Annotated in this window: 21 protein-coding genes; 11 read left to right on the top strand and 10 right to left on the bottom strand. The window is 66.0% G+C overall.

The features are described from left to right. Positions 1-76: 76 nt before the first annotated feature. From atpD to MacB4_RS03750, 8 genes are read left to right on the top strand one after another with little or no spacing between them, the layout of a single operon-like run. The gene (gene atpD, locus MacB4_RS03785) at positions 77-1,492 is read left to right on the top strand and encodes a F0F1 ATP synthase subunit beta (protein ID WP_206864517.1); all 1,416 of its coding nucleotides are present in this window, start codon (positions 77-79) and stop codon (positions 1,490-1,492) included. After that, positions 1,489-1,905 (top strand): F0F1 ATP synthase subunit epsilon, encoded by a 417-nt coding sequence (locus MacB4_RS03780; protein WP_206864516.1) that lies wholly within the window; start codon positions 1,489-1,491, stop codon positions 1,903-1,905. Before atpD ends, MacB4_RS03780 begins: the two co-directional genes overlap by 4 nt. A 20-nt stretch (positions 1,906-1,925) precedes the next feature. Then, entirely contained in the window at positions 1,926-2,255 is a 330-nt protein-coding gene (locus MacB4_RS03775) for an AtpZ/AtpI family protein (RefSeq protein WP_242529313.1), read from the top strand. After that, the gene (locus MacB4_RS03770) at positions 2,252-2,953 is read left to right on the top strand and encodes a F0F1 ATP synthase subunit A (RefSeq protein ID WP_242529312.1); all 702 of its coding nucleotides are present in this window, start codon (positions 2,252-2,254) and stop codon (positions 2,951-2,953) included. Before MacB4_RS03775 ends, MacB4_RS03770 begins: the two co-directional genes overlap by 4 nt. Beyond that, entirely contained in the window at positions 2,950-3,219 is a 270-nt protein-coding gene (atpE, locus tag MacB4_RS03765) for an ATP synthase F0 subunit C (protein ID WP_024807744.1), read from the top strand. Before MacB4_RS03770 ends, atpE begins: the two co-directional genes overlap by 4 nt. Before the next feature lie 33 nt (positions 3,220-3,252). Further along, positions 3,253-3,999 (top strand): F0F1 ATP synthase subunit delta, encoded by a 747-nt coding sequence (locus MacB4_RS03760; protein WP_206864514.1) that lies wholly within the window; start codon positions 3,253-3,255, stop codon positions 3,997-3,999. 3 nt (positions 4,000-4,002) lie between these two features. Then, complete coding sequence (locus tag MacB4_RS03755; protein ID WP_206864513.1) at positions 4,003-5,526, top strand: F0F1 ATP synthase subunit alpha; 1,524 nt, start codon at positions 4,003-4,005, stop codon at positions 5,524-5,526. Then, positions 5,523-6,389, top strand: a complete 867-nt coding sequence (locus MacB4_RS03750; RefSeq protein WP_206864512.1) for a FoF1 ATP synthase subunit gamma — start codon at positions 5,523-5,525, stop codon at positions 6,387-6,389. The genes MacB4_RS03755 and MacB4_RS03750 overlap by 4 nt, the downstream gene beginning before the upstream one ends. Positions 6,390-6,483: 94 nt before the next feature. On the opposite strand, the gene MacB4_RS03745 is transcribed toward MacB4_RS03750, so the two are convergent. Further along, positions 6,484-7,743 (bottom strand): RNA-guided endonuclease TnpB family protein, encoded by a 1,260-nt coding sequence (locus MacB4_RS03745; protein ID WP_206864511.1) that lies wholly within the window; start codon positions 7,741-7,743, stop codon positions 6,484-6,486. Positions 7,744-8,045: 302 nt separating this feature from the next. Between MacB4_RS03745 and MacB4_RS03740 the strand changes: the two genes are divergently transcribed. Continuing rightward, positions 8,046-9,101 carry a hypothetical protein gene (locus MacB4_RS03740; protein WP_206864510.1) on the top strand — a complete coding sequence of 352 codons (1,056 nt, stop codon included), beginning with the start codon at positions 8,046-8,048 and terminating at the stop codon, positions 9,099-9,101. A 23-nt stretch (positions 9,102-9,124) separates the two neighbouring features. On the opposite strand, the gene MacB4_RS03735 is transcribed toward MacB4_RS03740, so the two are convergent. From MacB4_RS03735 to lptB, 9 genes are all read right to left on the bottom strand, one after another. Then, positions 9,125-10,015 (bottom strand): hypothetical protein, encoded by an 891-nt coding sequence (locus tag MacB4_RS03735; RefSeq protein ID WP_206864509.1) that lies wholly within the window; start codon positions 10,013-10,015, stop codon positions 9,125-9,127. Next, on the bottom strand, positions 9,979-12,345 hold the full coding sequence (locus MacB4_RS03730; protein ID WP_206864508.1) for a phosphoketolase: 2,367 nt from the start codon (positions 12,343-12,345) through the stop codon (positions 9,979-9,981). Before MacB4_RS03730 ends, MacB4_RS03735 begins: the two co-directional genes overlap by 37 nt. 131 nt (positions 12,346-12,476) lie before the next feature. After that, positions 12,477-15,050, bottom strand: a complete 2,574-nt coding sequence (locus MacB4_RS03725) for a DNA topoisomerase III (protein ID WP_206864507.1) — start codon at positions 15,048-15,050, stop codon at positions 12,477-12,479. Between the two features lie 72 nt (positions 15,051-15,122). Next, positions 15,123-16,211, bottom strand: a complete 1,089-nt coding sequence (gene dprA / locus MacB4_RS03720; protein WP_206864506.1) for a DNA-processing protein DprA — start codon at positions 16,209-16,211, stop codon at positions 15,123-15,125. Next, positions 16,208-17,287, bottom strand: a complete 1,080-nt coding sequence (gene aroB / locus MacB4_RS03715) for a 3-dehydroquinate synthase (protein WP_206864505.1) — start codon at positions 17,285-17,287, stop codon at positions 16,208-16,210. The genes dprA and aroB overlap by 4 nt, the downstream gene beginning before the upstream one ends. Then, entirely contained in the window at positions 17,284-20,808 is a 3,525-nt protein-coding gene (gene dnaE / locus MacB4_RS03710; protein ID WP_206864504.1) for a DNA polymerase III subunit alpha, read from the bottom strand. Before dnaE ends, aroB begins: the two co-directional genes overlap by 4 nt. A gap of 72 nt (positions 20,809-20,880) precedes the next feature. Further along, positions 20,881-22,833, bottom strand: a complete 1,953-nt coding sequence (locus tag MacB4_RS03705) for an ATP-dependent helicase (protein ID WP_242529311.1) — start codon at positions 22,831-22,833, stop codon at positions 20,881-20,883. After that, positions 22,790-23,671 (bottom strand): 50S ribosomal protein L11 methyltransferase, encoded by an 882-nt coding sequence (locus MacB4_RS03700; RefSeq protein ID WP_206864503.1) that lies wholly within the window; start codon positions 23,669-23,671, stop codon positions 22,790-22,792. The genes MacB4_RS03705 and MacB4_RS03700 overlap by 44 nt, the downstream gene beginning before the upstream one ends. Then, positions 23,668-24,618, bottom strand: coding sequence for an LPS export ABC transporter ATP-binding protein (lptB, locus tag MacB4_RS03695; RefSeq protein ID WP_242529310.1), 951 nt, complete (start codon positions 24,616-24,618; stop codon positions 23,668-23,670). The genes MacB4_RS03700 and lptB overlap by 4 nt, the downstream gene beginning before the upstream one ends. 120 nt (positions 24,619-24,738) lie before the next feature. Here lptB and MacB4_RS03690 point away from each other — a divergent pair, with 120 nt between their 5' ends. Together MacB4_RS03690 and MacB4_RS03685 are read left to right on the top strand one after the other, a co-directional pair. After that, on the top strand, positions 24,739-25,554 hold the full coding sequence (locus MacB4_RS03690) for a chlorite dismutase family protein (RefSeq protein ID WP_242529309.1): 816 nt from the start codon (positions 24,739-24,741) through the stop codon (positions 25,552-25,554). A 97-nt stretch (positions 25,555-25,651) separates the two neighbouring features. Further along, a complete protein-coding gene (locus MacB4_RS03685; RefSeq protein WP_206864502.1) occupies positions 25,652-25,897 on the top strand; it encodes a glutaredoxin family protein in 246 nt (81 codons plus the stop codon). Positions 25,898-25,899: the final 2 nt, after the last annotated feature.

Here is a 25,899-nt window from a genome sequence, read left to right as displayed (position 1 = left end):
CCGCGCGTGCGTCCCAGGAGTGGGCTCCGGGGGGGCTTGCAGGGCTTGCCGGGGCGATGCTAGGCTTCCCGCCGTCATGCCGCAGAGCTCCCCCGCTGCAGCTCCTATCCCTTCTTCATCGGTGGCCGCCGGTCACATCGTGGAGGTCCACGGGCCGGTGGTCGATATCGCATGCGAGCAGCTCCCGCCGATTCACTGGTGCCTCCGGGCCCGCTTCGATCACGAATGCTACACCTTCGAGGTCCACCAGCATCTCGATGGGCACCATGTCCGCGCGATCACGCTCCACTCGACGGCGGGCCTGCGGCGCGGCATGCCCGTGTATGACGGGGGGGGCTTCCTCCGGGTTCCCACCTCTCGGGAGTGCCTGGGCCGCCTGGTCAACGTCTTTGGGGAGCCGCTCGACGGGAAGGCACCGATCGCGACGACCGAGCACCGGAATATCGTCCAGGAGCCTCCCCCGCTTTCGGAGATGATCGGTCCGAAGGAGATTCTGCGGACCGGGCTCAAGGTCATCGACCTGCTCTGCCCCTTCGTGAAAGGGGGGAAGACGGGGCTCTTCGGTGGAGCGGGGGTGGGCAAGACCGTCCTCATGATGGAGTTCATGCATGCCGTGGCGTCGATCTACCAGGGCGTATCGGTCTTCGCCGGGGTGGGCGAGCGGATCCGGGAGGGTCACGAGCTCTGGCATTCGATGCAAGAAGCGGGGGTCATGGAGCAGACCCTGATGGTCTTCGGGCAGATGAACGAGTCGCCCGGGGTCCGCTTCCGGGTCGGGCTCACGGCCCTCTCCTATGCGGAGTACCTGCGGGATACCCTCCAGAAGGAGGTGCTCTTCCTCATGGACAACCTCTTCCGCTTCGTCCAGGCCGGCAGCGAGGTTTCCGGGCTGCTGGGCCGGATGCCGGCGATGGTGGGCTATCAGCCGACCCTTCTGACCGAAGTGGCCGAGCTCGAGGATCGGATCGTCTCGACCCAGCGGGGCAACATCACCGCCGTCCAGGCGGTCTACGTTCCGGCGGACGACATGACCGATCCGGCGGTCATGGCGATCCTGAGCCATCTCGACACGGTGGTGATCCTTTCCCGGGGGCAGGCGGCCAAGGGGTTCTATCCCGCGGTCGATCCTCTTCTCTCCACGAGCCGGATGATGGATCGGACCTTCCTGGGGGAGCGCCATTATCAGATCGCCGTCGATGTCCGGAAGGTCCTCGCCCGCTACAAGGAGCTCGAGGACATCATCAATCTCTTGGGCATGGAGGAGCTTTCCGAGGACGATCGGAAGACGGTCCTGCGGGCCCGCAAGCTCCAGCGGTACCTGACGCAGCCGTTCTTCACGACCGCCACTCATACCGGGATCGCGGGGCAGACGGTCCCCCTCGAGCAGGTGCTCGACGATTGCGAGGCGTTCCTCCGGGGAGATTGGGACGGCTTGACCGAGGAGCAGTGCTACATGCGCGGGAGCATGAAGGAGGAGAAGAAGGACGCATGAGAGCCTTTTCGCTGGTCTTGCGCGATCCGACCCACGTGGTCCGTCGCGACGACGTCATCTCCTTCGTGGGAGCCGACTCGTCCGGAAGCTTCGGGATTCTGGCCGGGCATGAGCGCTTTCTGACCTCCCTCCGGCTCGGGCTGGCGCGCTTCCGCTCGGCGGCTGACGACGGCGTCACCTATCTTGCACTGGCCAGCGGCCTCCTCTCCTTCGAGGACAACACGGCGACGATCTGCACCCGACACTTCTTTCTCGACCGGGATCGGGATCGGATCGCGCAGGCTCTCGAGGGAGAGATCCAGCGGGAGGAAGCCGATTTTCGGGAGATGCACGCCCTTGCGCGCAATCTCGAGCGGGAGATGCTCCGGCGGCTCTGGGAGCTGGGCCGGACCGGCTCGAAGCCGGGGCTGTAGGCATGGGGAGAGCGGGGCTTGTGGAGGATCACCAAGAGAACGGAGCGGGCCGGGGAGCCCAGCCGGGGCTGCCGGAAGAAGACGGAAGGCGGTTGGCAGGCCAAGTGGGTAAGGACGTGGAGCGGATGAAGAAAGCCGAGAAGGAGAAGCACAACGTCCTCTCCGCGTGGCTCTCCCTCGGAACGATCGGCCTTCTCTTCATCCTTCCGGTCGTCGTTGGGGCCTTTGTCGGGCGATGGCTCGATGAGCATCTGGCGGGCTATGCCATCCACTGGACGATCACGGGGATTCTCTTGGGGGTCATCCTGGGTGCCTTGAGCGTCTACAACCACCTCCGACAAAACTTATGAGCTCGGGAGGACTTCTTGGGCAGCCGATGCTGCGGATCGGCTCCTTCGCGCTGAGCGAGTCGGCGGTGAGCGCAACGGCGCTGACGATCCTGCTCGCCGCGGCGGCCGGCTGGGCGAAGAGCCGGCTGCGCCTCCGGGACCCGGCTGGCTGGCAGGTCGTCCTCGAGATGGCCGTTCAAGCGATCGAATCGACTGTCCGGGAGTCGATCCCCAAGGCGCCGGAGCGCGTTCTGCCGCTCATTGGAGCGCTCTGGATCTATATTCTTTTCGCCAACCTGATCGGGCTGATTCCCGGCCTCCATTCCCCGACCGGAGACCTTTCGGTGACGGGGGCGCTGGCGGCGATCGTCTTTCTGGCGGTGCCCTTCTATGGGGTGCGCGCCGAGGGGCTGCCCGCCTACCTGAAGGAATATTTCGCCCCGATGTTCTGGATGTTCCCTTTTCATCTCATGAGCGAGCTGACCCGAACCTTGACCCTGGCCGTCCGTCTCTTCGGCAACATGACGGGGATGGAGGTGGCGATCGGCATCCTGCTCCTGCTCGCCGGGTTCCTGGTGCCGGTCGCCTTTCTCTTCCTCCATCTCATCGAGGCTCTCTTGCAGGCCTACATTTTCGGGATGCTGGCCCTGGTCTACATCGCTGGCAGCATGCAGACGCTGGCCGAGAAGGAACAACAAAAGGGAGGAATCGCACGATGAGCAATTTGGGTCTGTTCACCACGCTCGTGACCGCGCTCGCGGTCTTGGCCATGGGACTCGGCGTCCTGGGGCCGGGGATCGGCATGGGGATGGCGATCGCCAAGGCGCTCGAGGCGCTGGCCCGTCAGCCGGAGGCCGAAAAGTCGATCATGCGCTGGCTCTTGATCGGCCTGGCGATGATCGAATCGCTGGCGATCTACGTCCTGGTCGTCGTGCTCATCGTTCTCTTCCGAAGCCCGATGCTCGATTACCTGCTCCACAAGTAGGTCCCGGGTGGAATCGAACGAGAGGCGATCGCTGTGAGCTTGGACTGGACGACCTTTCTTCTCCAGGTCATTAACTTCCTTGTCCTGGTCTGGCTCCTCCACCGGCTCCTCTTCCGTCCCGTCTTGCGGCTGCTCGCGGAGAGGAAGGCGGCGACCGCGAAGGCGTGGGAGGAAGCCCAGCGGGTCAAGAAGGAGGGCGAGGAGCTACAGAATGCCTATGCCAATCGCATGAGCCTCTGGGAGGCAGAGAAGGAGAAGGAGCGGGCGAAGCTTCTCCAAGAGATGCAGAAGGAACGGAGCCGGCTGCAGGGCGAAAACGAGCGGCTCATGCGGGAGGAGCGGGAGCGGTCGCGAGCGGTGGAAGCCCACCGGCTGGCCGCTCTCTCCCAGGAGGCGGAGAGCCGCGCGCTGCGGATCGCCAGCCAATTCGCCAGCCGCTTCCTCCACGATCTGGCGACACCCGATCTCGAGGCGAAGCTGATCGATCGGGCGATCGAGGAGATCGAGCGGCTGCCCGAGGAGACGCTCGCCGAAATCCGAGGCTCCGTAACCCGGGAAGGCGTCCAGCGGATGGAGGTTCGAACCGCGTTTCCGCTCGATCCCGCCCGGCGTGAGCGCCTCGTGCGCGCGCTCTGGGTGGCGTGCGGGAAGGAGCTGCCCTGTGACTGCCTCGTCGACGGTTCGCTCGGGGCGGGGGTGCGGGCGGTCGTGGGCGGGTGGATGGCCCGGGCGAACGTGAAGGACGAGCTTTTGTTTTTCGCTTCGAAAGGAGAGGGGTAAATCATGCTGGAAACGAAGGAACTTTCCCCGCTCGAGCAGAAGGCGAACTGGGTCGAGCAGTATCATTTTGCCCCCGAGGTTGCTGAATTCGGCCGGGTCACTTCCGTCGGCGACGGAATCGCCTGGATCGATGGGCTCTCCTCGGCCGCCATCGACGATCTGCTCGAGCTGGAAGACGGGAGCCAAGCGCTGGTCTATAGCTTGAGCCGCGAATCGGTCGGGGTGATGCTGCTGGTGCAGACCACCGGGCTGACGGCCGGGACGCTCGCGCACCGGACGGGAAGGCGGCTGAGCATTCCCGTCGGAGACTCGTTGCTGGGCCGAGTGGTCGATCCTGTGGGAAACCCGCTCGACGGGAAGGCCCCTCCGGCGGCGGATCGGAGGGGACTCCTGGAAGCTCCGGCGCCGGCGATCGTGGACCGCGAGTCTGTCGACCAGCCCCTCTATACGGGCAACAAGATCGTCGACGCGATGGTTCCCATCGGCAAGGGGCAGCGCGAGCTCGTGATTGGGGACAATGGCCTGGGAAAGACCAGCTTCTGCCTCGACATGGTGATGAACCAGCGGGGAAGGGACGTGCTCTGCGTCTATGTCCTGATCGGGCAGAAGCGCTCGAGCGTCGTCCAGGTCGTGGAGACTCTCCGGGCGCAAGGAGCTCTCGAATACACGGCGGTCGTGGTGGCCGAGGCGACGGCGCTCCCCGGGCTCCAATACCTCGCCCCCTTTGCCGGCTGCGCCCTGGCCGAGGAGTGGATGCGCTCGGGACGGCAGACGCTGGTGATCTACGACGATCTCTCGCAGCATGCACAGACCTACCGGGAGCTCTCGCTCCTGCTGCGGCGGCCTCCGGGGCGGGAGGCCTACCCGGGAGACATCTTCTACTTGCATAGCCGGCTCCTGGAGCGGTCGACCCGGTTGTGCGCTGCTCAAGGCGGAGGAAGCCTGACGGCGATCCCGATCGTAGAGACGCAGCAGGGGGAGCTCGCCTCCTACATCCCGACGAACCTGATCTCGATTACCGACGGGCAGGTCTTTTTTGAGCAGAGCCTCTTCGCCGCCGGCACCCTTCCCGCGATCGACGTGACGCGATCGGTCTCCCGCATCGGGGGAGCGGCGCAGCATCCCGCACTGCGGAAGGAGGCGGGACGGATGAAGCTCGATTTCCTCCAGTTCCTCGAGCTCGAGGTCTTCACCCGGTTCGGAACCAAGCTCGAGGCATCGCTCGAGAAGAGGATCCAACGGGGAAGGCTGCTGCGCGAGCTCCTCAAGCAGGAAAAGCTGGTCCCAGCGAGCCCCGAGCAGGAGCTCGGCTGGCTGGCGGCCTTCAACGAGAATCTCTTCGACGCCATTCCGACCGATCGGGTCCGGGCTGCGCAAGCGGCCCTCTTCTCCCGCATCGCCGAATCGGGCCTTACGGTCGAGGAGCCCCGGGAGCGCTGGCTGGCCCTCGCGAAAGAGGTCCTCGTGCCGCTCTCTCCCTTGACACCCGGCCCCGCTCCAGGCCAACCCGCGCCCGTTGCCGCATGAGCCGCCGTCGCGAGATCCTCCACTATCGCCACTCCCTCCAGGAGATCGGCGAGATCATGAAGGCCATGAAGAACATGGCGCTGGTCGAAGTGCGCAAGCTCGCCAAGTTTTCGGGCGTCCAGCGCGATCTGATCGCGGCTCTCGAAGGGATGGCCAAAGGCTTCTACGGGGCACATCCCGAGCTGCTCCCTCCGGATCGTCCCGGGGACCGGCCCATCTATCTGCTCCTGGGTTCGGAACGGGGCTTTTGCGCCGATTTCAACTCCTCGCTCGTCCGCTTCTGGGAGGAGCGGGTCAAGGCGGTGGCGGCCAAAGGGGACTATGAGCTGATCCTGGTCGGAGGGCGGTTGGAGGGACGGGCGGCGGGCTTTCCCAAGATCTCCCGATCCCTGGCGGGACCGAGCGTCTGGGAGGAGGTGGCCGACTTCCTCCCGCGGCTGATGGCCACGATCCGGGAGCTGGTCGAGGCGGGTTCGACCGGGCTCATCGTCATCTTTCATGAGCCCGATCCGGAGTCGATCGAGGAGCGGAGGCTGTTGCCCCTTCCCATCGCCGCCGAAATGCTGCGGAAGGGAGCCGCCGGGGTTCCTCCTCTCCTGCAGATCTCGCCCCGCCACGTTTCGGAGGATCTGGTCGACACCTACCTGCTGGCGGCGCTGCACGAAGCCCTCTACTCGTCGCTTGCCGCTGAGAACCGCAAGCGGATGGAGCACATGCAGAATGCGCTCGACCGGTTGGACAAGCGGGTCGCCGAGCTGACGAGCGCGGCCAACCGGCTCCGGCAGGAGGAGATCACCGAGGAGATCGAGGTGATCCTGCTCTCGGCTGAAGCGCTCGAGCGGCGGAAGAAGGCCGCCGCGTGAGGCGGAACAGCTAGGGAAGCCGTTCTTCCCGAGCCAAGCCTTCCGCGAGCGGCCACTCCTTGTGCTCGGTAAGGGAGTTGACATCCTCTCCGGCCTAAAGTTCGGAGATTCCTACGGCGCTCAATCCGGGCTTAAACCGGAATGAGCCGCTTCGGTGGGTTCCTGCTGCTGGCGGCTCGATGCCGCTCACTTCACAGGCGATCCGGGCGTGTCCCGCCCTTAAAACATGGATCGCGCCGACCAAATCGGCGTTTTCCTCAAAACCGCACTCCACGCACTCGAACCGGGCTTGCGTCCGACGGTTGTCCGCCGACACGTGGCCGCAACACGGACAAGCCCGGCTCGTGTTCCGCGGCGGCACGACCAGAAGGCGGCCGCCTCTCCACTCCATCTTGTACTCCAGCTGCCGCCGGAACTCGAACCAGCCTTGGTCGAGGATGGACTTGTTCAGTCCAGACTTGGCCCGAACGTTTCTTCCCGGTGCATCCGCCGTGCCCGAAGCCGACTTGGACATGTTCCGCACCTGCAAGTCCTCGATGCACGCCATCGCGTGGTTTTTGCTGATCGTGGTCGTGACTTTGTGCAGGTAGTCGCGGCGGGCATTGCCGATGCGGGAATGAATCTTCTGGATTCGGGCCTTGGCCTTCTTCCAGTTGTTGCTGAACTTGACCTTGCGGCTCATGGCCTGCTGCGCCTTGCGCAGGGCGGTTTCATGCCGCTTGAAGCTGTTGAGCGGCGCATAGAACGTGCCATCCGAAAGCGTGGCGAACCGCGCCACGCCCATGTCGATGCCGACCGCGCCGCCCTTCGGGATGGGTTGCTCGACTTCGCGCTCGGCCAGGATGCTCGCGTGCCACTTGCCGCAGGACTGGCTGACGGTGACGCTCCTCACTTCTCCCAACACGTCCCGGCTGAGGCGATAGCGCAGCCAGCCGAGCTTGGGCAGGAACAGGCGGCCATTCGCCTGGTCGAGCTTGATCTGCTTCGGGTCGGGGTAACGGAAGCGATCCGACTGGCCCTTCCTCTTGAAGCGCGGGAAGTCGGCCCGCTTGGCAAAAAAGTTACTGTAGGCCCGCTCCAAGTCCTTGAGCGCCTGTTGCAAGGGATGAACGGGCGCATCGGCCAGCCAAGGCGCGACACGCCCGGAAGGCATGGGATCGCCGTTACGCCATTTCGTAAGCTCCTTGCACAGCCCGGCGTAACCGAGCCTCTTCTCTCCGGCATCGTAACGCGCCATCTGCAAGTTCAACGCCTCGTTGAACACAACCCGACACGAGCCAGCGAAGCGGCGCATTTGCCGCTCTTGCTGGCCGTCTGGCCGCAGTTGAAACCTGAAGGCTTGCAGCCGCCGCATTGCGCTCAATCATACGGGCGTATCATGATGGATGCAAACGTTCCCTGGTCTCCGTGAAATGTCCAGTGACGAGTCCATCCAGCAACGGACACTCAGCCAAAGCTAACGCCTCCCCCGCTATCCTTCCCCGCCCTGAACGGCGAGGCTTGTCGCGCTCCAGGTCACCTCCGCGGCGGTCGAGGGCGCCAGGAATCGCGCCCGGGAAGAGCTGGGCAGCCGGCAGGGAGCCTCTTCCTGTCCGGGAAAGGCTCCTCGCGGAGGAAGGGGGCTCGCCTGAGCGCTCCTTTTTTGCTCTCTTGCTCGTGGCAACTGCTCTCGTGGCAACTCTCCTGCGCGCTACCCAGCCTGGCGGCCGACCGTTCGGCCGGCGGACGATCCTTGCCTCGGTGCCGAGCCCTTGGCCGGCGGTGGTCGTCGGGCTGGTCGGCTTGCTCTGGCTCCTCGACGCGCGGCCAGGATGGGCGGACGTGGAGGGAGCGAGTCGCCGCCAATATCTGGGGAACTGGCTGGAGGCGGCCGAGGATGGAAACCCGGGGGCCGCCTCCGGCAGGGCGAGCTCCGCCTCCGCCGGGCCCGTCCGATTGGGGCCGCACTTCTGGATCGATCGCTGGCTCACGCATTCCGAGATCGCCCGTTCCCAGGAGCAGCCGATCTGGCCCGCGGCCATGGTGACCCAAACCCCGAGGTTGGAGGAGTATATGCAATACTCGCAGGGCTGGCAGCAATCCCCGGGGGGGATCCAGGCGACGCAGTACGCGGCTCCGTTCACCGGAATCAAGAATATCCTCGGCGACAACCTGGCCTTGGCGCTCAGCCCGCCGATGTACGCCACCAATGTGGGAGGACCGGGGACGAACGGGTTTGGAGATGCCGCGGCCTTCCTCAAGTACCGGATCGCTTCCGCCAACGAGGAGAACGGCAACTACGCGGTGAGCGTCATTCTGCTGACCGAGGCACCGATCGGGCCCATGCCGGTCAGCACGGGTGCCTGGATCTTTGATCCCTTTTTTGTGGTCGGCAAAGGCTGGGGTCATTTCGACATCCAGAGCGGGGTCGATGTCGCGATCCCGACCGGCCTCTCCTCGGAGCTGGGGACTCCCGCCTCGCTCCGGGTAGCCATGCAGTACAACTGGCTCACCTATCTTTGGCCGACGCTGGAGGTCTTTTCCACGTACTGGGCCAATGGCCCCTATTCCGGGGAGACGCAGGTCGTCCTCATGCCCGAGCTGGAAATCGGCTACGTTCCGATCCCCGGCACGCGCTACATGGTGGTGCTCGGCGTGGGCTACGAGATCGCGGTGACCGAGCCGGCCATCTTCCACCATGCCTGGGACCTGATGTTCCGCTTCTATTACTAGCCGGTGCCGGGGAATGGAGCGCCTCAGTCCCGTCGGAGGAATTGGGATCCCAGGAACCGGCCGCCGACCCTCATCTGGCGCAGATCGAACTTGCTCTCTGGTCCACGGTGGATCTCGCGGAGGTCGGCGCTGCCTCGAACCCGGAGGCGGCGGAGGATCGCCCCGGTCTGGAGAAACGAGCTGTCGCGCAGGGAGAGCGAACCGTCGATTCGACCATCTTCCAGAAAGAGGGCGCAGGGGCGGCGATAGGTGAAGCGCGCCTGCGAAGCATCGAAGTTCCCGCCGACGCGGAGGCCTCCAAGCCGTACTTCCTCCGAAGCCTGAAGGCCGCGGAGGTCGACGTCGCCGGAGACCACAAGCCGCTCTCCGTAGATCGCGCTCCCGGCGCATCCGGCGAAGGAGAGCGCCGGGATGGTCAAGTGGAGGATATCCACCGGGTAGTGGAGGAAGCAGTGGCGAAGGCGGAGCGGAACGGCGATCCGGAGATAGGAGAGGTAGACTGGCCCCCAGATCCTGGCTCCATCGATCTCGATCCCGCGCTGGGTGAGAAAGCCCCGCGCGGTTCGATTCAGGAGGAGCCAGCGGATGATCTCGGCGCGAATCGTCCGGCGGAGCTCCCCCGGAGGAAGGCTCTGGGGATTGCGGGGAAGCCATGGGGGAACGGTCGAGCCGATCCGTGCCGGCAGCCCGGCTGGCACCGCCGACAGAAGGGCGGTTTCTGCCGGCGTGAGCGGGCCGAAGACCCGGACGGCCCGTTCGTGCAGCCCCCGCGCGCTCTTCGGTGGCTCCGTCCACGCCCGGCCCGCGGCGGGCCAGCAGAGGAGGACGAGGAGGAGGCCGGGAATCGCCGGCTGGAATCGCCCCCTCCGCCTCTTCCCTATCCGATTGCCGGGTGCGGGGCGCTCCAGGTCCAATTCTGGATCTCGGGAAGGTCGTCGAGATGGCTCTTCACGTAGATGCGGTGCTCCGCCAGCTTCTTCTCGAAGAGATCGATGACCGGCTGGGCGCGGGAAGCCAGGCGGGGGACGCGGCGAAGAGCCTCGATGGCCAGATGGTACCGGCTCATCTCGTTGAGGACGACCATGTCGAAGGAGGTCGTCGTCGTCCCCTCCTCGACGTAGCCCCGCACATGGAAGCGCGCCGGGTTGGGCCGGCCGTGCACGAGGTCGTGAACCATCCGCCGGTAGCCGTGGAAGGCGAAGATCACCTCTTTCTCTTCGGTGAAGAGGTTGACGAAGTCCTGGGTATCCATCCCGTGCGGATGGTAGGCCGGAGGCGACAGGGACATCAGGTCGACGACGTTCACGACCCGGACCCGGAGCTCGGGAATGTGGGTCTGGAGCAGCCAGGAGGCTGCCACCGCCTCCAGGGTCGGAACGTCGCCCGCGCAGCCGAGGACGATGTCGGGGTCGCCCCCATCGTTCCCCGCCCAGTCCCAGATGCCGGCGCCGCGGGCGCAATGGGCCCGGGCCTCCTCGAGGCTCAGCCATTGGAGCGCCGGCTGCTTCTCGGCGATGATCAGGTTGACGTAGTGGCGGCTGCGCAAGCAGTGGTCGAGGGTCGAGAGGAGCGTGTTTGCGTCAGGCGGAAGGTAGATCCGGACGACGTCGCCCTTCTTGTTGATCAGCGTGTCGATGAACCCGGGTCCCTGGTGGGTGTAGCCGTCATACTCCTGCCGCCAGACGTGGGAGGTGAGCAGGTAGTTGAGTGAAGCGACCGGGTGGCGCCAAGGGATCTCCTTGTAGAGCTTGAGCCACTTCGCATGCTGGCTCGCCATCGAATCGAGGACGGTGGCAAAGGCCTCATAGGAGACCAGGAGGCCATGGCGCCCGGTCCAGAGATAGCCTTCGAGCCAGCCCTCGCAGGCGTGCTCGCTCAGGATTTCCATGACCCTCCCGTCGGGAGAGAGATGGTCATCTCCGGGCAAGACCTTGGAGACCAGGCAGCGGTCGGTCACCTCGAAGACCGCCCCGAGCCGGTTCGAATCGGTCTCGTCGGGGCAGAAGACACGGAAGTTGTTGGGGTTGCGTCGGATGACGTCGCGGACGAAGCTCCCCGCCACCCGGGTGGCTTCCGCGTCGACCGCCCCGCGCGGCTTGATCGAGACCGCATAGTTGGCGAAATCGGGCAGGTCGAGCTCGACCAGGAGCTTCCCCCCGTTGGCGTAGGGGCTGGCCCCCATCCGGAGATCGCCTTTGGGCGCGAGCGCCTCGAGCTCGGACCGGAGCCGTCCGCTCTCCTCGAAGAGCTCCTCGGGCTTGTAGCTGCGCAGCCAGCCTTCCAGGAGTCGGAGATGCTCGGGATTCTCGCCTGCGTCCATCAAGGGAGAGCGATGGGCCCGCCAAGTGCCCTCCAGGGGAACGCCGTCCACCATCTTGGGGCCCGTCCACCCATCCGGGGTGCGCAACAGGATCAAGGGCCATCGCGGACGTCCCTTGACGCCGCTCTCCTGAGCCTCCTTTTGGAAGGAGCGGATCTGCTCGTAGGCTTGGTCGAGGGCCTGCGCCAACTCGGGATGCACCTTCGCGGGATCGGAGCCGGCGACCGTAAGCACCTGGTAGCCAAAGCCCGAGAAGAGCAGGCGGAGCTCCTCGTCCTCCATCCGGCCGAAGATCGTGGGGCCGGAGAGCTTGCCGTCGTTGATGTGAAGGATCGGCAGGACCGCCCCGTCCCGCTTCGGGTTGAGGAAGTGGATCGACTGCCAGCTTCCGGAAAGAGGGCCTGTTTCCGCCTCGCCATCGCTCACGACGGCGACCGCGATGAGCTCCGGCCGGTCGAAGACCGCCCCAAAAGCATGGAGCATGGAGTAGCCGAGCTCTCCCCCTTCGTGGATCGAGCCCGGGGTCATCGCGCTCACATGGCTCGGCACGCCTCCCGGCGAGGAGAACTGCCGGCAGAAGCGGGTGAGGCCCGCCAAGTCATGGGTGATCTCGGGGAAGAATTCCGAGTAGGTGCCTTCCAGGTAGACGTTGGCCAAGATGGCCGAGGCGCAGTGGCCCGGGCCGGTGAGAAAGAGGAATCGGGCGCCCGTATCCTGGATCAGCCGGTTGAGATGGACGTAGATGAGGTTGAGGCCGGGAGCGGAGCCCCAGTGGCCACGGATCCGCGGCTTGAGATGCTCGGGTCGGAGCGGCTCCCGGAGAAGCGGGTTCTCCTTGAGGTAGAATTGCGCCGCGGCCAGGTAGTTGGTCGCACGCCAATAGGAGTCGAGCTTTTCCAGTCTTTCGGCGGAGAGGGGGGTCATGATGGGACGAAGTCTCCCGGTGGATGGTTGGTGTGATGCGGCGGAAGCCGACGACGAGGACAGTTTGGCAAAAGGCCCGGCTCGAGCGCAAGCGGGATTCGACCATCCAGGGAGGCTTGGGACTGCAGCGGCTACTTCTTCTCGGTCTTCCCGCGCGCCCGGGAAGAGGATTTTTTCTTCGCGGCCTTCTTGGCCCGGGCGGGCGCTGCCTTCGCGCCGCCGCCGGACCGGCGGGAGCCCTCTTTCGGAGCGGAGGAGGGGGAGCGCTTCTCGAAGGCGAAGCCGATCTTCCCTCCTTCCTTGAGCTCGAGGAAGGCTGAGAAGCGGCGCTTGGTCTTTCGAGAGAGGAAGCCCGAAAGGAGTGCGGTCTTCCGCTCCCGGAGGAGCTGGGCGACCTCCTCGCGGGAGATCTCCCGGCTCAGGATCTGCTTGCCGATCCGGAAAGAGCAGCCAGGAGCTTCCTTGAGGGCATGCTCGCAGGCGTAGGCGGTGGCGGTCTCAAAGACGCTTCCTCCGTCGACGGGACAAGAGCCGACCGGTTCCTCATTGATGATCTGCCGGGATGCTCCTTCGGAGCTCTCTTGGGAAAAGACGAAGGTCACCTTCCCCTCGGGCCCGAGCTTGAGCCGAGCCGAGAACGGCTGGCCCGAGCGGCTCCGGAAGCCCGAGAGGGGGCCGATCTCGCCCTGCCGGACGAGTGTGGTCACCTCTTCCCGGGAGAGCGGCCGGCTCGCGAGAAACTTGGGAATCCGGAAGCCGCTCGACGAACGATAGTCGTAGAGCGTCTCGACGAGGGGAGAGCCGTCCGGTCCCTCAGCCTCCATCGGTTTCGCGTAGGCATCGGCCGAGCCGAAGCGGCGCGCATCGTCGACGATCTGGCGGGTGAGTCGACAGATCTCCTCCATGAAGCGGGACCGGGTGAAGGTGCCTCGCTCGATCTGCTGGAGCTTCCACTCCCAGTCGCCCGTCATCTCGGGGGAGGAGAGGACGGGGATTCCTGCGGCCTGCAGGAGCTCGAAGAGGGCGAAGGCCTTCGGAGTCGCGAGAAGCTCGCGGGCCTGCCGGCGCAGATATTCTTCCTGGACGAGGCCTTCGATGATGGCCGCCCGGGTGGCGGGCGTCCCGAGGCCCTTCTTGGCCATGGCCTCCCGGAGCTGCTCCTCTTCCACGAGCTTTCCGGCGTTTTCCATCGCCGAGAGAAGGGTGGCCTCGGTGAAATGGGGGGGAGGCTTGGTCGAGAGCCCGACGACTTCCAGCGCTTCCGCCCGGGCCATCGCCCCATCGGGGATGGGAGCGAGGTTGGCCTCTCCCTCCCCGCCCCTCTCCGCCACGGCCTCTCTCCCGTGGACGGAGAGCCAGCCCGGATCGCGCAGGATCTTTCCCTCGGTTCGGAAGCTCTCTCCCTCGATCACGGTGATCCGGGTGACCGCCTCGAAGCGGGCCGGCGGGTAGAAGACACCCAGGAAGCGTTTGCACACAAGATCGTAGATCCTCCGCTCGGCCGGATCGAGCCCGCCCGGCAGGGTTCCCGTCGGGATGATCGCAAAGTGGTCGGAGACCTTGGCGTTATCGAAGATCCTCTTGTTGGGCTGGATCCAGCCCTTCTCGAGGATCGTGCGGGCCGAGCCCTCCCAGAGCTGCGCGAGCTTTTCCACGACGCCGCGGACAGTCGCCCGGTAGTCCTCGGGAAGATGGCGGGAGTCGGTTCTCGGGTAGGTGAGGGCCTTGTGGGTCTCGTAGAGAGCCTGGGCGATCTGAAGGGTCCGCTTGGCACTGAAGCCGAAGCGTCCGTTGGCCTCCCGCTGGAGGGAGGTGAGGTCGAAGAGGGGGGGAGCGGCTTGGAGAAGGACCTTCCGCTCCTCGGTGACGGGCCCGCTCTTCCCGAGGCAGCGCTCCCGGATTGCCCGGGCCCGCGCCTCTTCCCAGATCCGCTCCGGTCTCTCCTCCGAGGCCTCGGCTCTTCTCCTGGAGGCGGCGATCGCAGGATCGAACCAGCGTCCGGTGTAGGAGCCCGTAGCGGCTTGAAAGGTCCCGTGAAGCTCCCAATAGTCGCGGGGACGGAAATCCTGAATCTCCCGGTCCCGCCCGACGACAATCGCCAGGGTTGGCGTCTGCACCCTTCCGACCGGGGTGAGAGCAAAGCCACCGGGTCTCGAGTGGAGGGCGGTCAGTGCGCGGGTGCCGTTGATGCCAATGAGCCAGTCGCTTTCGGAGCGGCAGAGCGCCGCCTGGGCCAGAGGCTCCATCTCCGCCTGAGGGCGAAGATGGTTCAGGGCTTGGCGGATCGCCTCCGGGGTCATCGACTGGAGCCAGAGGCGGTCGACCGGCTTCTGGACGCGAGCATAGTCGATCAGGTAGCGGAAGATGAGCTCGCCTTCTCTTCCCGCATCGCAGGCGTTGATGATCCGTTCGACGTCGCTCCTCCGGAGCAGCCGGAGGAGCAGATCGAGCCGCTGCTTGGTCTGGGTGATCGGTCGTAGCTGGAAGGCGGAGGGGAGGATCGGGAGATGCTCGAGCGACCACTCCTTGTGCTTCTCGTCCATGTCGCCGGGTCGGCAGAGCTCGACCAGGTGGCCGATCGCCGAGGAGATGAGGTAGCGATCGTTTTCGTAGACATCATGGCGACCGGAGGGGAATCCGCCGATGGCCGAGGCGAGATCCGCGGCCACGCTCGGCTTTTCGGCGATGATCAGAGTCTTGGCCATGCCTTTTCGAATGACGCGCCTTTCTTCCGCGGGTTTTCCTCTGGGTTTGCGAGCCGGGTGCCTGGCGCTCCGCTAGGCGACACGCACGAAGGCGTTTCCCGGCAGCCGGCGGACGAGCCGCTTCATTTCGAGTCGCAGCAACGTAGAAGAGACGGTCGGCGATGGCAAACCTGTTCTGGCGACAATCGCATCAAAGAGGCTCTCGTCCAGGCCGAGTGCGGCAAAGACCGCTCGCTCTTCCTCGGTCAGGGAGGGGGGGAGGGGGCGCTCCCGGGCTACGGGAGCCGCCGGGAGCCAGAGGGCCAGCTCCGAGACGATGTCCCCGGCTTCGGTCACGAGCTTGGCTCCCTGCTGGATCAGCCGGTTGGAGCCGGCGGCCAGGGGGTTGTCGATCCGGCCGGGGACCGCGAAGAGCTGCCGGCCCTGCTCGAGAGCGCACTGGGCGGTGAGGAGCGCCCCGCTCGCCATCGGCGCCTCGATCACGACCACTCCCGAGGAGAGGCCGCTGATGAGCCGGTTGCGCTGCGGGAAGGTATGACGGGCGGGGGCGGTGCCGAGCGGGAGCTCGCTCAAGAGGCAGCCGGTCTGCTCGATCCGGCGGGCGAGCGCCTCGTTTTCCGGAGGGTAGACGCGATCGATGCCGCAGCCGAGGACGGCCCAGGTCGATCCTTGAGCGGCCAAGGCTCCCATGTGGGCGGCCGTGTCGATGCCGCGGGCGAGTCCTGAAATCACCGGAATGCCCGAATAGGCGAGCTGGTAGGAGAGCCGACGGGCCGCTTCGATTCCGTAGACGCTCGTGCGGCGCGACCCGACGACACCGACTCCGCGCAGCCAGCGCTCGGGTCGCTCGCCGCGCAGGTAGAGCAGAAGCGGAGGATCGGGGATCTCCGCGAGCGCCTCGGGATAGCCCGGCTCTCCAAGGAAGAGAAGCTCGATTCCCAGGGCCTGGCAGCGAGCCCTCTCCTTCTGGGCTGCGGCGGGATCGGCGCGGGCGACTGCCGCAGCGAGCTTGGGCCCGATCCCGGGAAGGCGGGCGAGCGCGGCTTCCCCTGCGGCAAAGACGGCTTCGGCGGAGCCGAAGGCCTCGATCAGCCGGCGGGCGCGAGCCGAGCCGATTTCCGGCAGCAGGTGAAGGAGGAGTACCGCCTCGCGGTGGGTCATGCCGGCGGATCGAGGATGATGGCGAGAGCCTGGTCGACCTCTTCCTCGGGAACGCGGGTGATGAGCGGATCGCCCAGGGCGCGAAGCAGGACCCAGTGGTTGACTCCCCGCTCCCGCTTCTTGTCGACCAGCAGCGCCTCGCGAATCCGGGCCCGGGAAACTCCCGGGACGACCCGGGGGAGGCCATGACGGACGAGCAGCCGGTCGAGAAGGGCGCCCGCCGATTCGGGGAGCCCGCAGAGCCGCTGGGAGAGGAGGGTCGCCACCCGCATGCCGAGGCCGACCGCTTCTCCGTGGACGAGCGTTCCGTAGGCGAGGGCGGCTTCGAGGGCGTGGCCCATGGTATGGCCGAAGTTGAGAATCGCCCGCCTTCCGCCCGTCTCCCGCTCGTCCTCGCCGACGACCGCCGCCTTGATCTCCACCGACCGCCGGACGATCGCCTCCCAATCGAGCGATCTCTCCTCGAGGGTCGAGAGGAGCGAAGGATCGGCGATCATGCCGTACTTGATCACTTCGGCCAGGCCGGCGCGGATCTCGCGCTCGGGAAGGGTGGCGAGGGTATGCAGATCGGCCAGGACCTCCCAGGGCTGATAAAAGGTTCCAACCAGGTTCTTCCCCTGGGGGAGGTTGATCCCCGTCTTTCCCCCGACCGCGCTGTCCACCATCGAGAGGAGGGTTGTCGGGATCTGGAAGAGAGCGATCCCCCGGAGGAAGATCGAAGCCGCGAAGCCCGCGAGATCGCCGACCACCCCTCCGCCCAGGGCGAGCAGGGCCCCCTTCCGATCGATCCGGTGCTCGGCCATCGCTTCCAGAAGGAGGCCAAGCTGAGAAAGGCTCTTCGAACCTTCCCCCGAAGGAATCCAGAGCACCGCGGGCTCAAAGCCCGCGTTCGCGAGCGAGCTCCGGACCGCTTCCGCGTAGGAGCCCAGCCGTGCGTCGGCGACCAGCGCGAGGCGCGCGCCCAGGGCGTAGTGGGAGGAAAGCCGGGGTCCAAGCTCTTCCAGGAGGCCGCTGCCGATCCGGACGGGATAGGTGCGGCTGCCGGCCGAAACGGTGACGGAGCAGATGGGATTCATGGAGAGGAATGTAGAGAAGAAGAGGAGGCGGGACGAGAGGAAGCGCTCGGCCGCTCCTCCCGGCTCCGCCGACGGGAGCTGCCGCGCCTCGGAATGGGGGAGGAGACCTGAAGCTCGACCCCATCCGAGCCGAGCAGCTCCTCGAGGGCGGCGAGGAGCGGGGGCGTCGCCTGGACAAAAAATTTTCGCGAGGGCTCGATCTCGACCCAGGCTCCGTCGGCTCGCCGGCAATGGAGGCGCACGGCGAGCCTTCCCGGCCACTGCCGGAGAATGCCGGCCAGCTCCTGCCAGCGTTCCGAGGTCCAGCGGTCGAGGGAGAGGTGGAGGAGCAGGGCTTGGGCGAGCCCTTCGCAGGCCTCCGGCAGCGACAGAAGCTCGGTGGTCCGCACGCTCGTCCCGTTGTCCCGCCGGGAAACCGTGCCCGCCAGGATCGCCAGCTCGCCCGGCTCCCACCCCTTGGCAAGGGAGGCGTAGAGATCGGGGAAGACGATCGCTTCCACCGAACCCGTCGAATCTTCAATCTGGAGCCGGGCGAAGGGACGCCCGTCGCGGCTCGACGTCCGCACCTCGATGCGGCCGACGATGCCGGCGAGCCGAACCGGGGCGCCATCGGCAAGGGAGGAGAGGGCTCCGATCTCCGCAGTCTGGAAGGGGCGGAGCTGGCTCCGGAACTCCTCGACCGGGTGGCCCGAGAGATAGACGCCCAGGAGCTCCTTCTCGAAACGGAGCTTTTGCGAGGTGGGAAACTCGGGAAGCCCCATCTCCTCCCGATTCTGCGCCGGCGCGACGGAAAGGTCGAAGAGCGACCCTTGTCCCTCGGCTCGCTCCCGGGCCGCCGTCGACGCCGAGGAGAGGGACAGGTCGATCTCGGAGCAGAGCTGGGCGCGCGAGCGGCCGAAGCCGTCGCAGGCCCCCGCCTTGATCAGGCTCTCCAAGAGCTTGTGGTTGAGCGTCCTGCCGGTCGTGCGCAGGCAGAGATCGGCCAAGGAGGAGAAGGCCTTCTGCTTCCGCGCCTGGACGAGACCCTCCGCGATGCCGACGCCGACGTTCTTGATCGCGGCCAGGCCCCACCGGATTCCCCCGCCTTCGACCGTGAAGCGGGCCTCGCTCCGGTTGACGTCTGGCCCGAGGACGGGGATGCCCATCCGGGCCGCCTCAGCGACCAGGGAGGCGACCTTGTCGCTCTCCCCCATTTCGTTGGAGAGCAGGGCGCTCAGGAAATAGACGGGGTAGTGGGCCTTCAGATAGGCGGTCTGGTAGGCGAGGAGCCCGTAGCAGGCGCTGTGGGCCTTGTTGAAGCCGTAGCCCGCGAACTTTTCGAGCGTGTCGAAGATCCTTCCGGCCTGCTCTTCCGGAATCCGGTTCCTTTCCCAGCAGCCGCGGACGAAGAGGTCCCGGTGCTTGCGCATCTCCTCCGGCTTCTTCTTTCCCATGGCGCGCCGCAAGAGGTCAGCCTGCCCGAGCGAGTAGCCGGCGAGAAGGCTCGCCGCCTGCATGACCTGCTCCTGGTAGATCATCACCCCGTAGGTGTCCTTGAGGATCGGCTCGAGCAGGGGGTGGGCATACTCGATCGGGATCTTGCCGAGCTTCCGGTCGGCGTAGGCTGGAATGTTCTCCATCGGTCCCGGGCGGTAGAGCGCCACGAGCGCGATCACATCCTCGATGTTGCGCGGCTTGAGCCGGCGGCAGAGATCGAGCATGCCGGGAGACTCGAGCTGGAAGATGCCCACGGTCCTTCCGGCGGAGAGCGAGTCGTAGGTGAGGGTGTCGTCGAGGGGGATGGAGCCCGGTTCGAGCCGGAGGCCGGTGTGCTCCCGGATTGCCGCGAGCGCATCCGCGATCACCGTGAGCGTCTTGAGCCCGAGGAAGTCCATCTTGAGCAGGCCAATGTCGGCGAGCGGCTCCATCGACCACTGGGTGACCGTTTCGCCCTGCTCGCCCCGGGCGAGCGGGACGAACTCCACGAGATCGGCGGGGGCGATCACCACCCCGGCGGCATGGACACCCGGCTGGCGCGTCAATCCCTCCAGGCATTGGGCGAGCCGCAATACCTCCCGCGCATCCTCGTCGTGCTCGCTCTCGGAACGGAGGTCGCCACTCTCCCGCAGCGCCCGCTCCAGGGTCATCGAGGGATCGGTCGGGATCATCTTGGCCAGGCGATCGGCCTGCCCGTAGGAGAGCCCGAGGACGCGGGCGACGTCCCGCACCGCCATCTTGGCTCCGAGCGTGCCAAAAGTGATGATCTGGGCGACCGAGCCTTCGCCGTACTTCTTGCGGACATAGTCGATCACCTCGGGACGGCGGGTATAGCAGAAGTCGATGTCGATATCCGGAGGGGAGATCCGTTCCGGATTGAGGAAACGCTCGAAGACGAGCCCATAGCGGATCGGATCGATGTCGGTGATCCCGAGCGCATAGGCGACTAGGCTGCCGGCCGCGCTTCCGCGGCCCGGCCCCACGGGAATGCCCCGCCTCTTGGCGTGGTCGATGAAGTCCCAGACGATGAGAAAGTAGCTGACGAATCCGGTCTTCTCGATCACTCCGAGCTCGTAGTCGAGCCGTCGCCGCAACTCCTCGCTCGGGCTTCCGTAGCGGGCCTCCAGGCCCCTTGCGCAGAGATCCCGCAGGTAGCCCGCCTGGCTCTGGCCCTCGGGCGGGGGGAAGGAGGGGTAGCGGTTGGCTCCGAGCGGGATCTCGAGCCGGCAGCTCTCGGCGATCCGGACCGTGTTGGCCAAGGCCTCGGGATGGTCGGGGAAGAGGCTCGCCATCTCCTCGGCCGACTTGAAGTAGAACTCGGGGGCCCCGTAGCGCTTGCGCGCGCTATCGGTCAGCCGGGCCCCGGTCCCGATGCAGAGGAGCGCGTCGTGGGCGGCGGCATCCTCCTTGTGCAGGTAGTGAACGTCGTTGGTGGCGACCAGGGGAAGGCCCGTCTCGCGGGAGAGCCGGGCGAGGCCATCCCGGACGATCTCTTCCTCGGGCAGCCCGTGGTTCTGGATTTCGAGATAGAAGCAGCCGGGCTCGAAGCCGGAGGCGAGCGTCTCGATCGTCCGGCGTGCGCCATCGAGGTCTCCCTCGAGGAGGCGCTGCGGGACCTCTCCCTTGAGGCAGCCGGTCGTCCCGATCAGCCCTTTCCCGTGCTCACGCAGAAGCTCCTTGTCGATCCGGGGCTTGTAGTAAAAGCCCTCCAAGTAGGCGGCGGTCGCCAGGCGAAGGAGGTTGTGATAGCCCTCCTCGTTCCGAACCAGAAGGGTCATGTGGCTCGTTTCGGATTGGCCGCCCGTCCGGGCAAAACGGCTCTCTCGAGCCAGGTAGGCCTCGCATCCGAGGATCGGCTGGATCCCGGCTGACCGGCAGGCCTTGTAGAATTCAATGGCGCCGAACAGGTTGCCATGGTCGGTCAGGGCAACCGCCGACATGCCCGCCTCGCGCGCGGCCTGGGCGAGCCGCGGAATCCGACAGGTCGCGTCGAGCAGGCTATAGTCGGAGTGGACGTGGAGGTGAACAAAATCGGTGGACGCCATGATCGGTGGTGCAACCCTACTCGATCGGAGCACCTTCGCGCGAAACGCTTTTTTCGCCTCTCCTCGCGGCCTTCATCCCGTGCGCGAGGCGCGGACATCGCTGTAAAGCTCGCGGGGAATCTCCGCAAGGAAGCGCGAGGGGCGGAGCGAATTTTCCCCATAATGGGAGGCGCGGTAGCGGGGATAGACCAGGAAAAGATGATCCTGGGCGCGGGTCGTCGCCACGTAGAAGAGCCGGCGTTCCTCCTCTTCCCCCAGGAGCGATTCGGCGGAGCGGCCCGAGGGGAAGAGGCCATCGGCCAGCATGATCACGAAGACCGCCCGCCATTCGAGGCCCTTGGCCTGGTGGATGGTGGAGAGCTGGACCCCCTCCCGCGCGTCGGAGCGATCGGTGTTGGTCAAGAGGGTGAGCTGGGTGAGCAGGCTTTCGGTATCGGGGAACTCGGCGGCAAACGAGACGAGCTGGGAGAGGTCCTCCAACCGGTGGGCGGCGTCCGCATGCTGCGATTCGACGTAGGTGCGATAGAAGGTGTGGATCACCTTCTCGATTTGCGCTGCGGGCTCTCGCCGTAGCTCGGGCGAGGCGATCTCCCGCTGGAGGGCGACCCACTCCTTCCATAGGGTGGCCGAGGCCTTGGGCGGAGCGACGGAGGCGAGGTCCCCCGTTCGGGAAAATTCTTCCCAGAGGCGCCCCGCGGTCTTCTCCCCGACTCCCGGGAACATCCGGACGAGCCGGGCAAAGGCGACCGAGTCGCGCGGGTTGGTTGCCAGCCGCAGGAAGGCGGCGACGTCTTTCAGGTGGGCCTGCTCGAAGAAGCGGAGGCCGCTGGTGATGGCGAAGGGGATGCCCGCCCGAGTGAGCTCGAGCTGGAGCTCGAGGGCATGGAAATGCGCGCGATAGAGGATGGCGATCTCGTTCCACGGGATCCCCTCCCTTCGCAGCTCCTGGATCTGGGAGGCGACGAAGGAGGCCTGCGCGTTGGCGGTCGGGCAGCAGACGACCGAGGGCTTGAGCCGTTGGCCCTGCCGCACCGGAGCGAGCTCCTTCGGGAACTGAAAGCGGTTCGCCGCGATGGCCGCGTTGGCCAAGGACAGAATTTCGGGGGTGCTGCGATAGTTGGCCCGCAGGTAGAGGATCCGGGAGTCGGGGTAGCGCTCGGGAAAGGAGAGCATATTCCGGATGTCGGCCCCGCGCCAGGAGTAGATCGATTGGGCGTCGTCCCCGACAGCCATGATCTGCCGGTGTCCGGAGGCCAAAAGGTGGATGAAGTCGGCCTGCAGCCGGCTTGTATCCTGATATTCGTCGACGAGGATGTGGTGGAAGTGGTCCTGGTATTCCTCCCGGAGCGCTTCCTGCTCGCGGAGGAGCCGGGCGGCTTCCGAGAGAAGGTCGTCGTAGTCGACCGCCGATGCCTTCTGCTTGCGCTTGCGGTAGAGGCGTGCGAGCTCGATCAGGCGGTCGGTCCGCTCGGCGAAATGCGGAAACTCCTCGGCGATCAGGGTTTCCAGCGGTATCTCCCGGTTGGCCGCCAGCCCGAAGATCTCGAGGGCTCCCTCGCGTCGCGGGAAGTGGAGCTCGCTGCGGGAGAGCTTGAGCTCCTCGTAGCATTCGGACAGGAGCTCGGCCGAATCGGAGCGGTCCAGGATCGTGAAGCTCGGGTCGTAGCCCGCCAGCGAGGCGTGGCGGCGGAGAAGCCGGTGCGCAATATGGTGGAAGGTCCCGCCCCAGATCGCCTCGGTCCCGTGAGGAATCAGTCGGGCGACCCGCTCGAGCATCTGCCGGGCGGCCTTGTTGGTGAAGGTGGCCAGAAGGATACGGGAGGGCTCGACGCCGTTGTCCAGGAGGTAGGCGACCCGGTAGGTGAGCGCCCGGGTCTTTCCGCTGCCGGCCCCCGCCACGACCAGGATCGGCGCGGGAGCGGCGGTTACCGCCTGGCGCTGCTCTTCGTTGAGGAGCTTTCCGTAGTCAATCACGGTCGGATCAAGGTAGCGGGGCTCCCGTCGAATGACAATGCCCCGGCGCACCGAAGCGGAGCATGATCCAGTTGCCCCGGCGTTTCCTCCTGTGGAGGGAAAGACCTTCTGCCCGGAAACGCGCCTCGACCTCCGGAGCCTGCTCCCGAAGCAGGCCGCTCACCAGGAGTACGCCCTGGGGGGCGAGCCAGGCCGCGAGCCGGGCCGCTCCTTGCAGCAGGGGCATCAGGAAGAGGTTGGCGAGGATCCGCTCGAACCGCACCCGGGAGCGCCAGCGGGCCAGATCGGCTTCGATCCAGCGGATGGCGGCTGCAGCAAAGTTGGCCCCTTCGTTCTGGCGGGCGACCTCGAGGGCGGAGGGGTCGGTGTCGAGCGCCCAGATGCGGGTCGCTCCCAGGCGCCGGGCGGCCAGCGCCAAAATCCCGCTGCCGGTTCCGATGTCGAGCACGCGGCTTCCCCGCCAATCGGGGAGTGCGGCCATCTCCCTCAGGAGCATCCCGGTCGTGGCATGCCGTCCGGTGCCGAAGGCCATTCCCGCCGGAATGACCAGAGAGAGGGGATGATTTCCGGAAGGGTCATGGGCGGGGGTGCCGGCTTCTGTCTCCGTCAGGATCCGGAGCTTTCCCCCGATGCGGATCGGCTTGCCCGGTAGAGCGGGGACCGAGCCCGCGGAGGGGACCTTTCGAAGCTTTCCCCCGTACCGGGCGAGGAGATCGTGGCCCGCGGAAAGGTCGGGCAGGTAGGCCTCCAGCCGGACGGTCGGGCGGCCCGCCAGACGGTGGAGGGCAAGCCTGCCCTCCCCGAGGAAGTGGAGACGCTCGACCCAGCAGTCGGCCATCTTGGCCGAAACGAGCCGGCTCCATATCCAGAGGAGTGCTGGCTCGTTCACATCGAGAAGCGGGGACCGAGGTAGAGCTCGCGGGTCACCGGATCGTTGATCAGGAACTCGCTCGATCCATGGCTCATCACGCGTCCCTCGCAGACGAGGTAGGCACGATCGACGATGGCGAGGGTTTCCCGCACGTTGTGGTCGCTGATGAGCACGCTCAAGCCCCGGTTGCGCAGGCCGAGCACGATCTGCTGCAGGTCGTCGACCGCCAGCGGATCGACACCGCTGAACGGTTCGTCGAGCAGAAGGACCGTCGGAGCCGTTGCCAGGGCTCGGGCGATGGTCAGCCGTCGCTTTTCGCCGCCGCTCAGGGCCAGGGCCATGGTCCGGCGGAGATGGGCGATGCCGAAGTCCTCGAGGAGCGCCTCGCATCGGGTCTCGCGCTCCTCGGCGTCGACGTCGAGAAAGTCCAGGATCGCCATCAGGTTCTCCTCGACGGTCAGCTTGCGGAAGATCGACTCTTCCTGCGGAAGGTAGCCGAGTCCCTTCCGCGCCCGCCGATGCATCGGCATCTGCGTGACCCTCTGTCCGTCGATGAAGACCTCGCCCTGCGTCGGCTGGATGAGGCCGACGAGCATGTAAAAGGTGGTCGTCTTCCCAGCCCCGTTGGGGCCCAGGAGGCCCACGATCTCGCCCCGTGCGATGTGCAGATCGACTCCGTTGACGACGCGCCTGTGGCCGAACTGCTTGACGAGCCCCTTTGCGGAGAGGGGGTAGATCCCGTCCTCTTCCTCCCCTTCGGCTCGGTGGAGGACCCGGGGCTGGACCAAGTGGGCCTCCCTCTCGTGCCCCGGGGCTTCGGAGACTTCCGGTGCCGTGTCGTGCGGCAGGGAGGTTGCGGAGCCGGGCGGGGGAGGATGTCCCCAGGGAGGAAGGGAGATCTCTCCTCGGGAGCCGAAGTGGGGAAAAGCCGGATCGGGTAGGCCGCCCTGGCGGGATCTGTCCATGCTGCTTGCGAACAATACCAGAAGGGCCGATGTCCTGCAACGGGCTCCTGCCGGCGAGGGGGGGGCGGGAGAGAGTTTCGATTGGCATTCTGCGCCGTTTTCCGCAAAGATCCATGGGTTGTGAGCCAAGCAACCATCGAGAAGCTCGAGCCAAAGGAGGGACTTTTCGTCCTGCATCTTTTTTATCAATTCGCGGCGGGAGAGGCTGCGGGGGCGGGGTCGTCCAAGACGCTGCTCGGAGGCCTGGAGGCGTTGGTCACCGAAGCCCGGGCGGCGGATCGCAGCCAAGCGGCGACGCTTTCCCTGATCGGAAGGGCCGACCTCGGCTTCCTCTTTTTCTCCCCGGACCTCCACCGGCTGCACGGATGGGAGAAGCGCCTTGCCGCGCTGCTCGGTCGCCACGGGTGGAAGAAGGTCTTTTCCTTTTTCTCCATGACCGAGCGCTCCGACTACACCCCCTCCGAAGAGGAACATGCCGATCAGCTCTCCTCTCAGGAGGGGCTCGTCCCTGGTTCGCCCGAGTTCGAGGAGAAGATGGGCTCTTTTCGCGAGCGGATGCACCGCTATACCGAGGTCCGCCTCTATCCGACCCTGCCGGACTGGCGCTTCTTCGCCTTCTATCCCATGAACAAGAAGAGAGAGGCGGGTGCCAACTGGTATGCTCTCCCCTTTGCGGAAAGGAAGGAGCTGATGCAAGGGCACGCGCTGGTCGGTCGGCGCTACGCTGGCCGAGTGATCCAGTACGTCACGGGCTCGACCGGATTGGACGACTGGGAGTGGGGAGTCACCCTGTTTGCCCACGACCCCTTTGATGTGAAGGCGATCGTGGCGGAGATGCGCTTCGATCCGGTGAGTGCCCGTTATGGGGAGTTCGGCCCGTTCTTTACCGGACTGCAGGCGCCGCTCGCCGAGATCCTCGGTCGGCTTGCCGTCTGAACCGTCCTCTCTCCCGAGTTCTCGACGACTCTCTGCGACGGAAGGGAAAGCGAGTTCGGCGAAGGAAATGAATGTGAGTGTAAAGCTGTTTTGATCCATGCAACGAGTCACTCTCTACGTGAAAACGGGTTGTCCTTGGTGCGTCGAAGTGGAGGCCGTGCTCCAGCGGTATGGGATCTCCTACGACCGTTTCGATGTCCTGCGCAATTCGGAGGCCTATCGCCGGATGAAGGCGATTTCCGGCCAGTCACGCGCGCCGACCATGGAATGGGGAGACGAGGTGCTTGCCGACTTCGGCGCCGAGGAGCTCGAGGCCTTCCTCCGCGACAAGGATCTATCCTGATC

The organism is Methylacidimicrobium sp. B4 (assembly GCF_017310545.1).
In the GTDB taxonomy this organism is placed as follows: Bacteria; Verrucomicrobiota; Verrucomicrobiia; order Methylacidiphilales; family Methylacidiphilaceae; genus Methylacidimicrobium.
The sequence above is the reverse complement of the archived record's forward strand: the minus strand, read 5'-3'. Positions and strand labels throughout refer to the sequence as shown.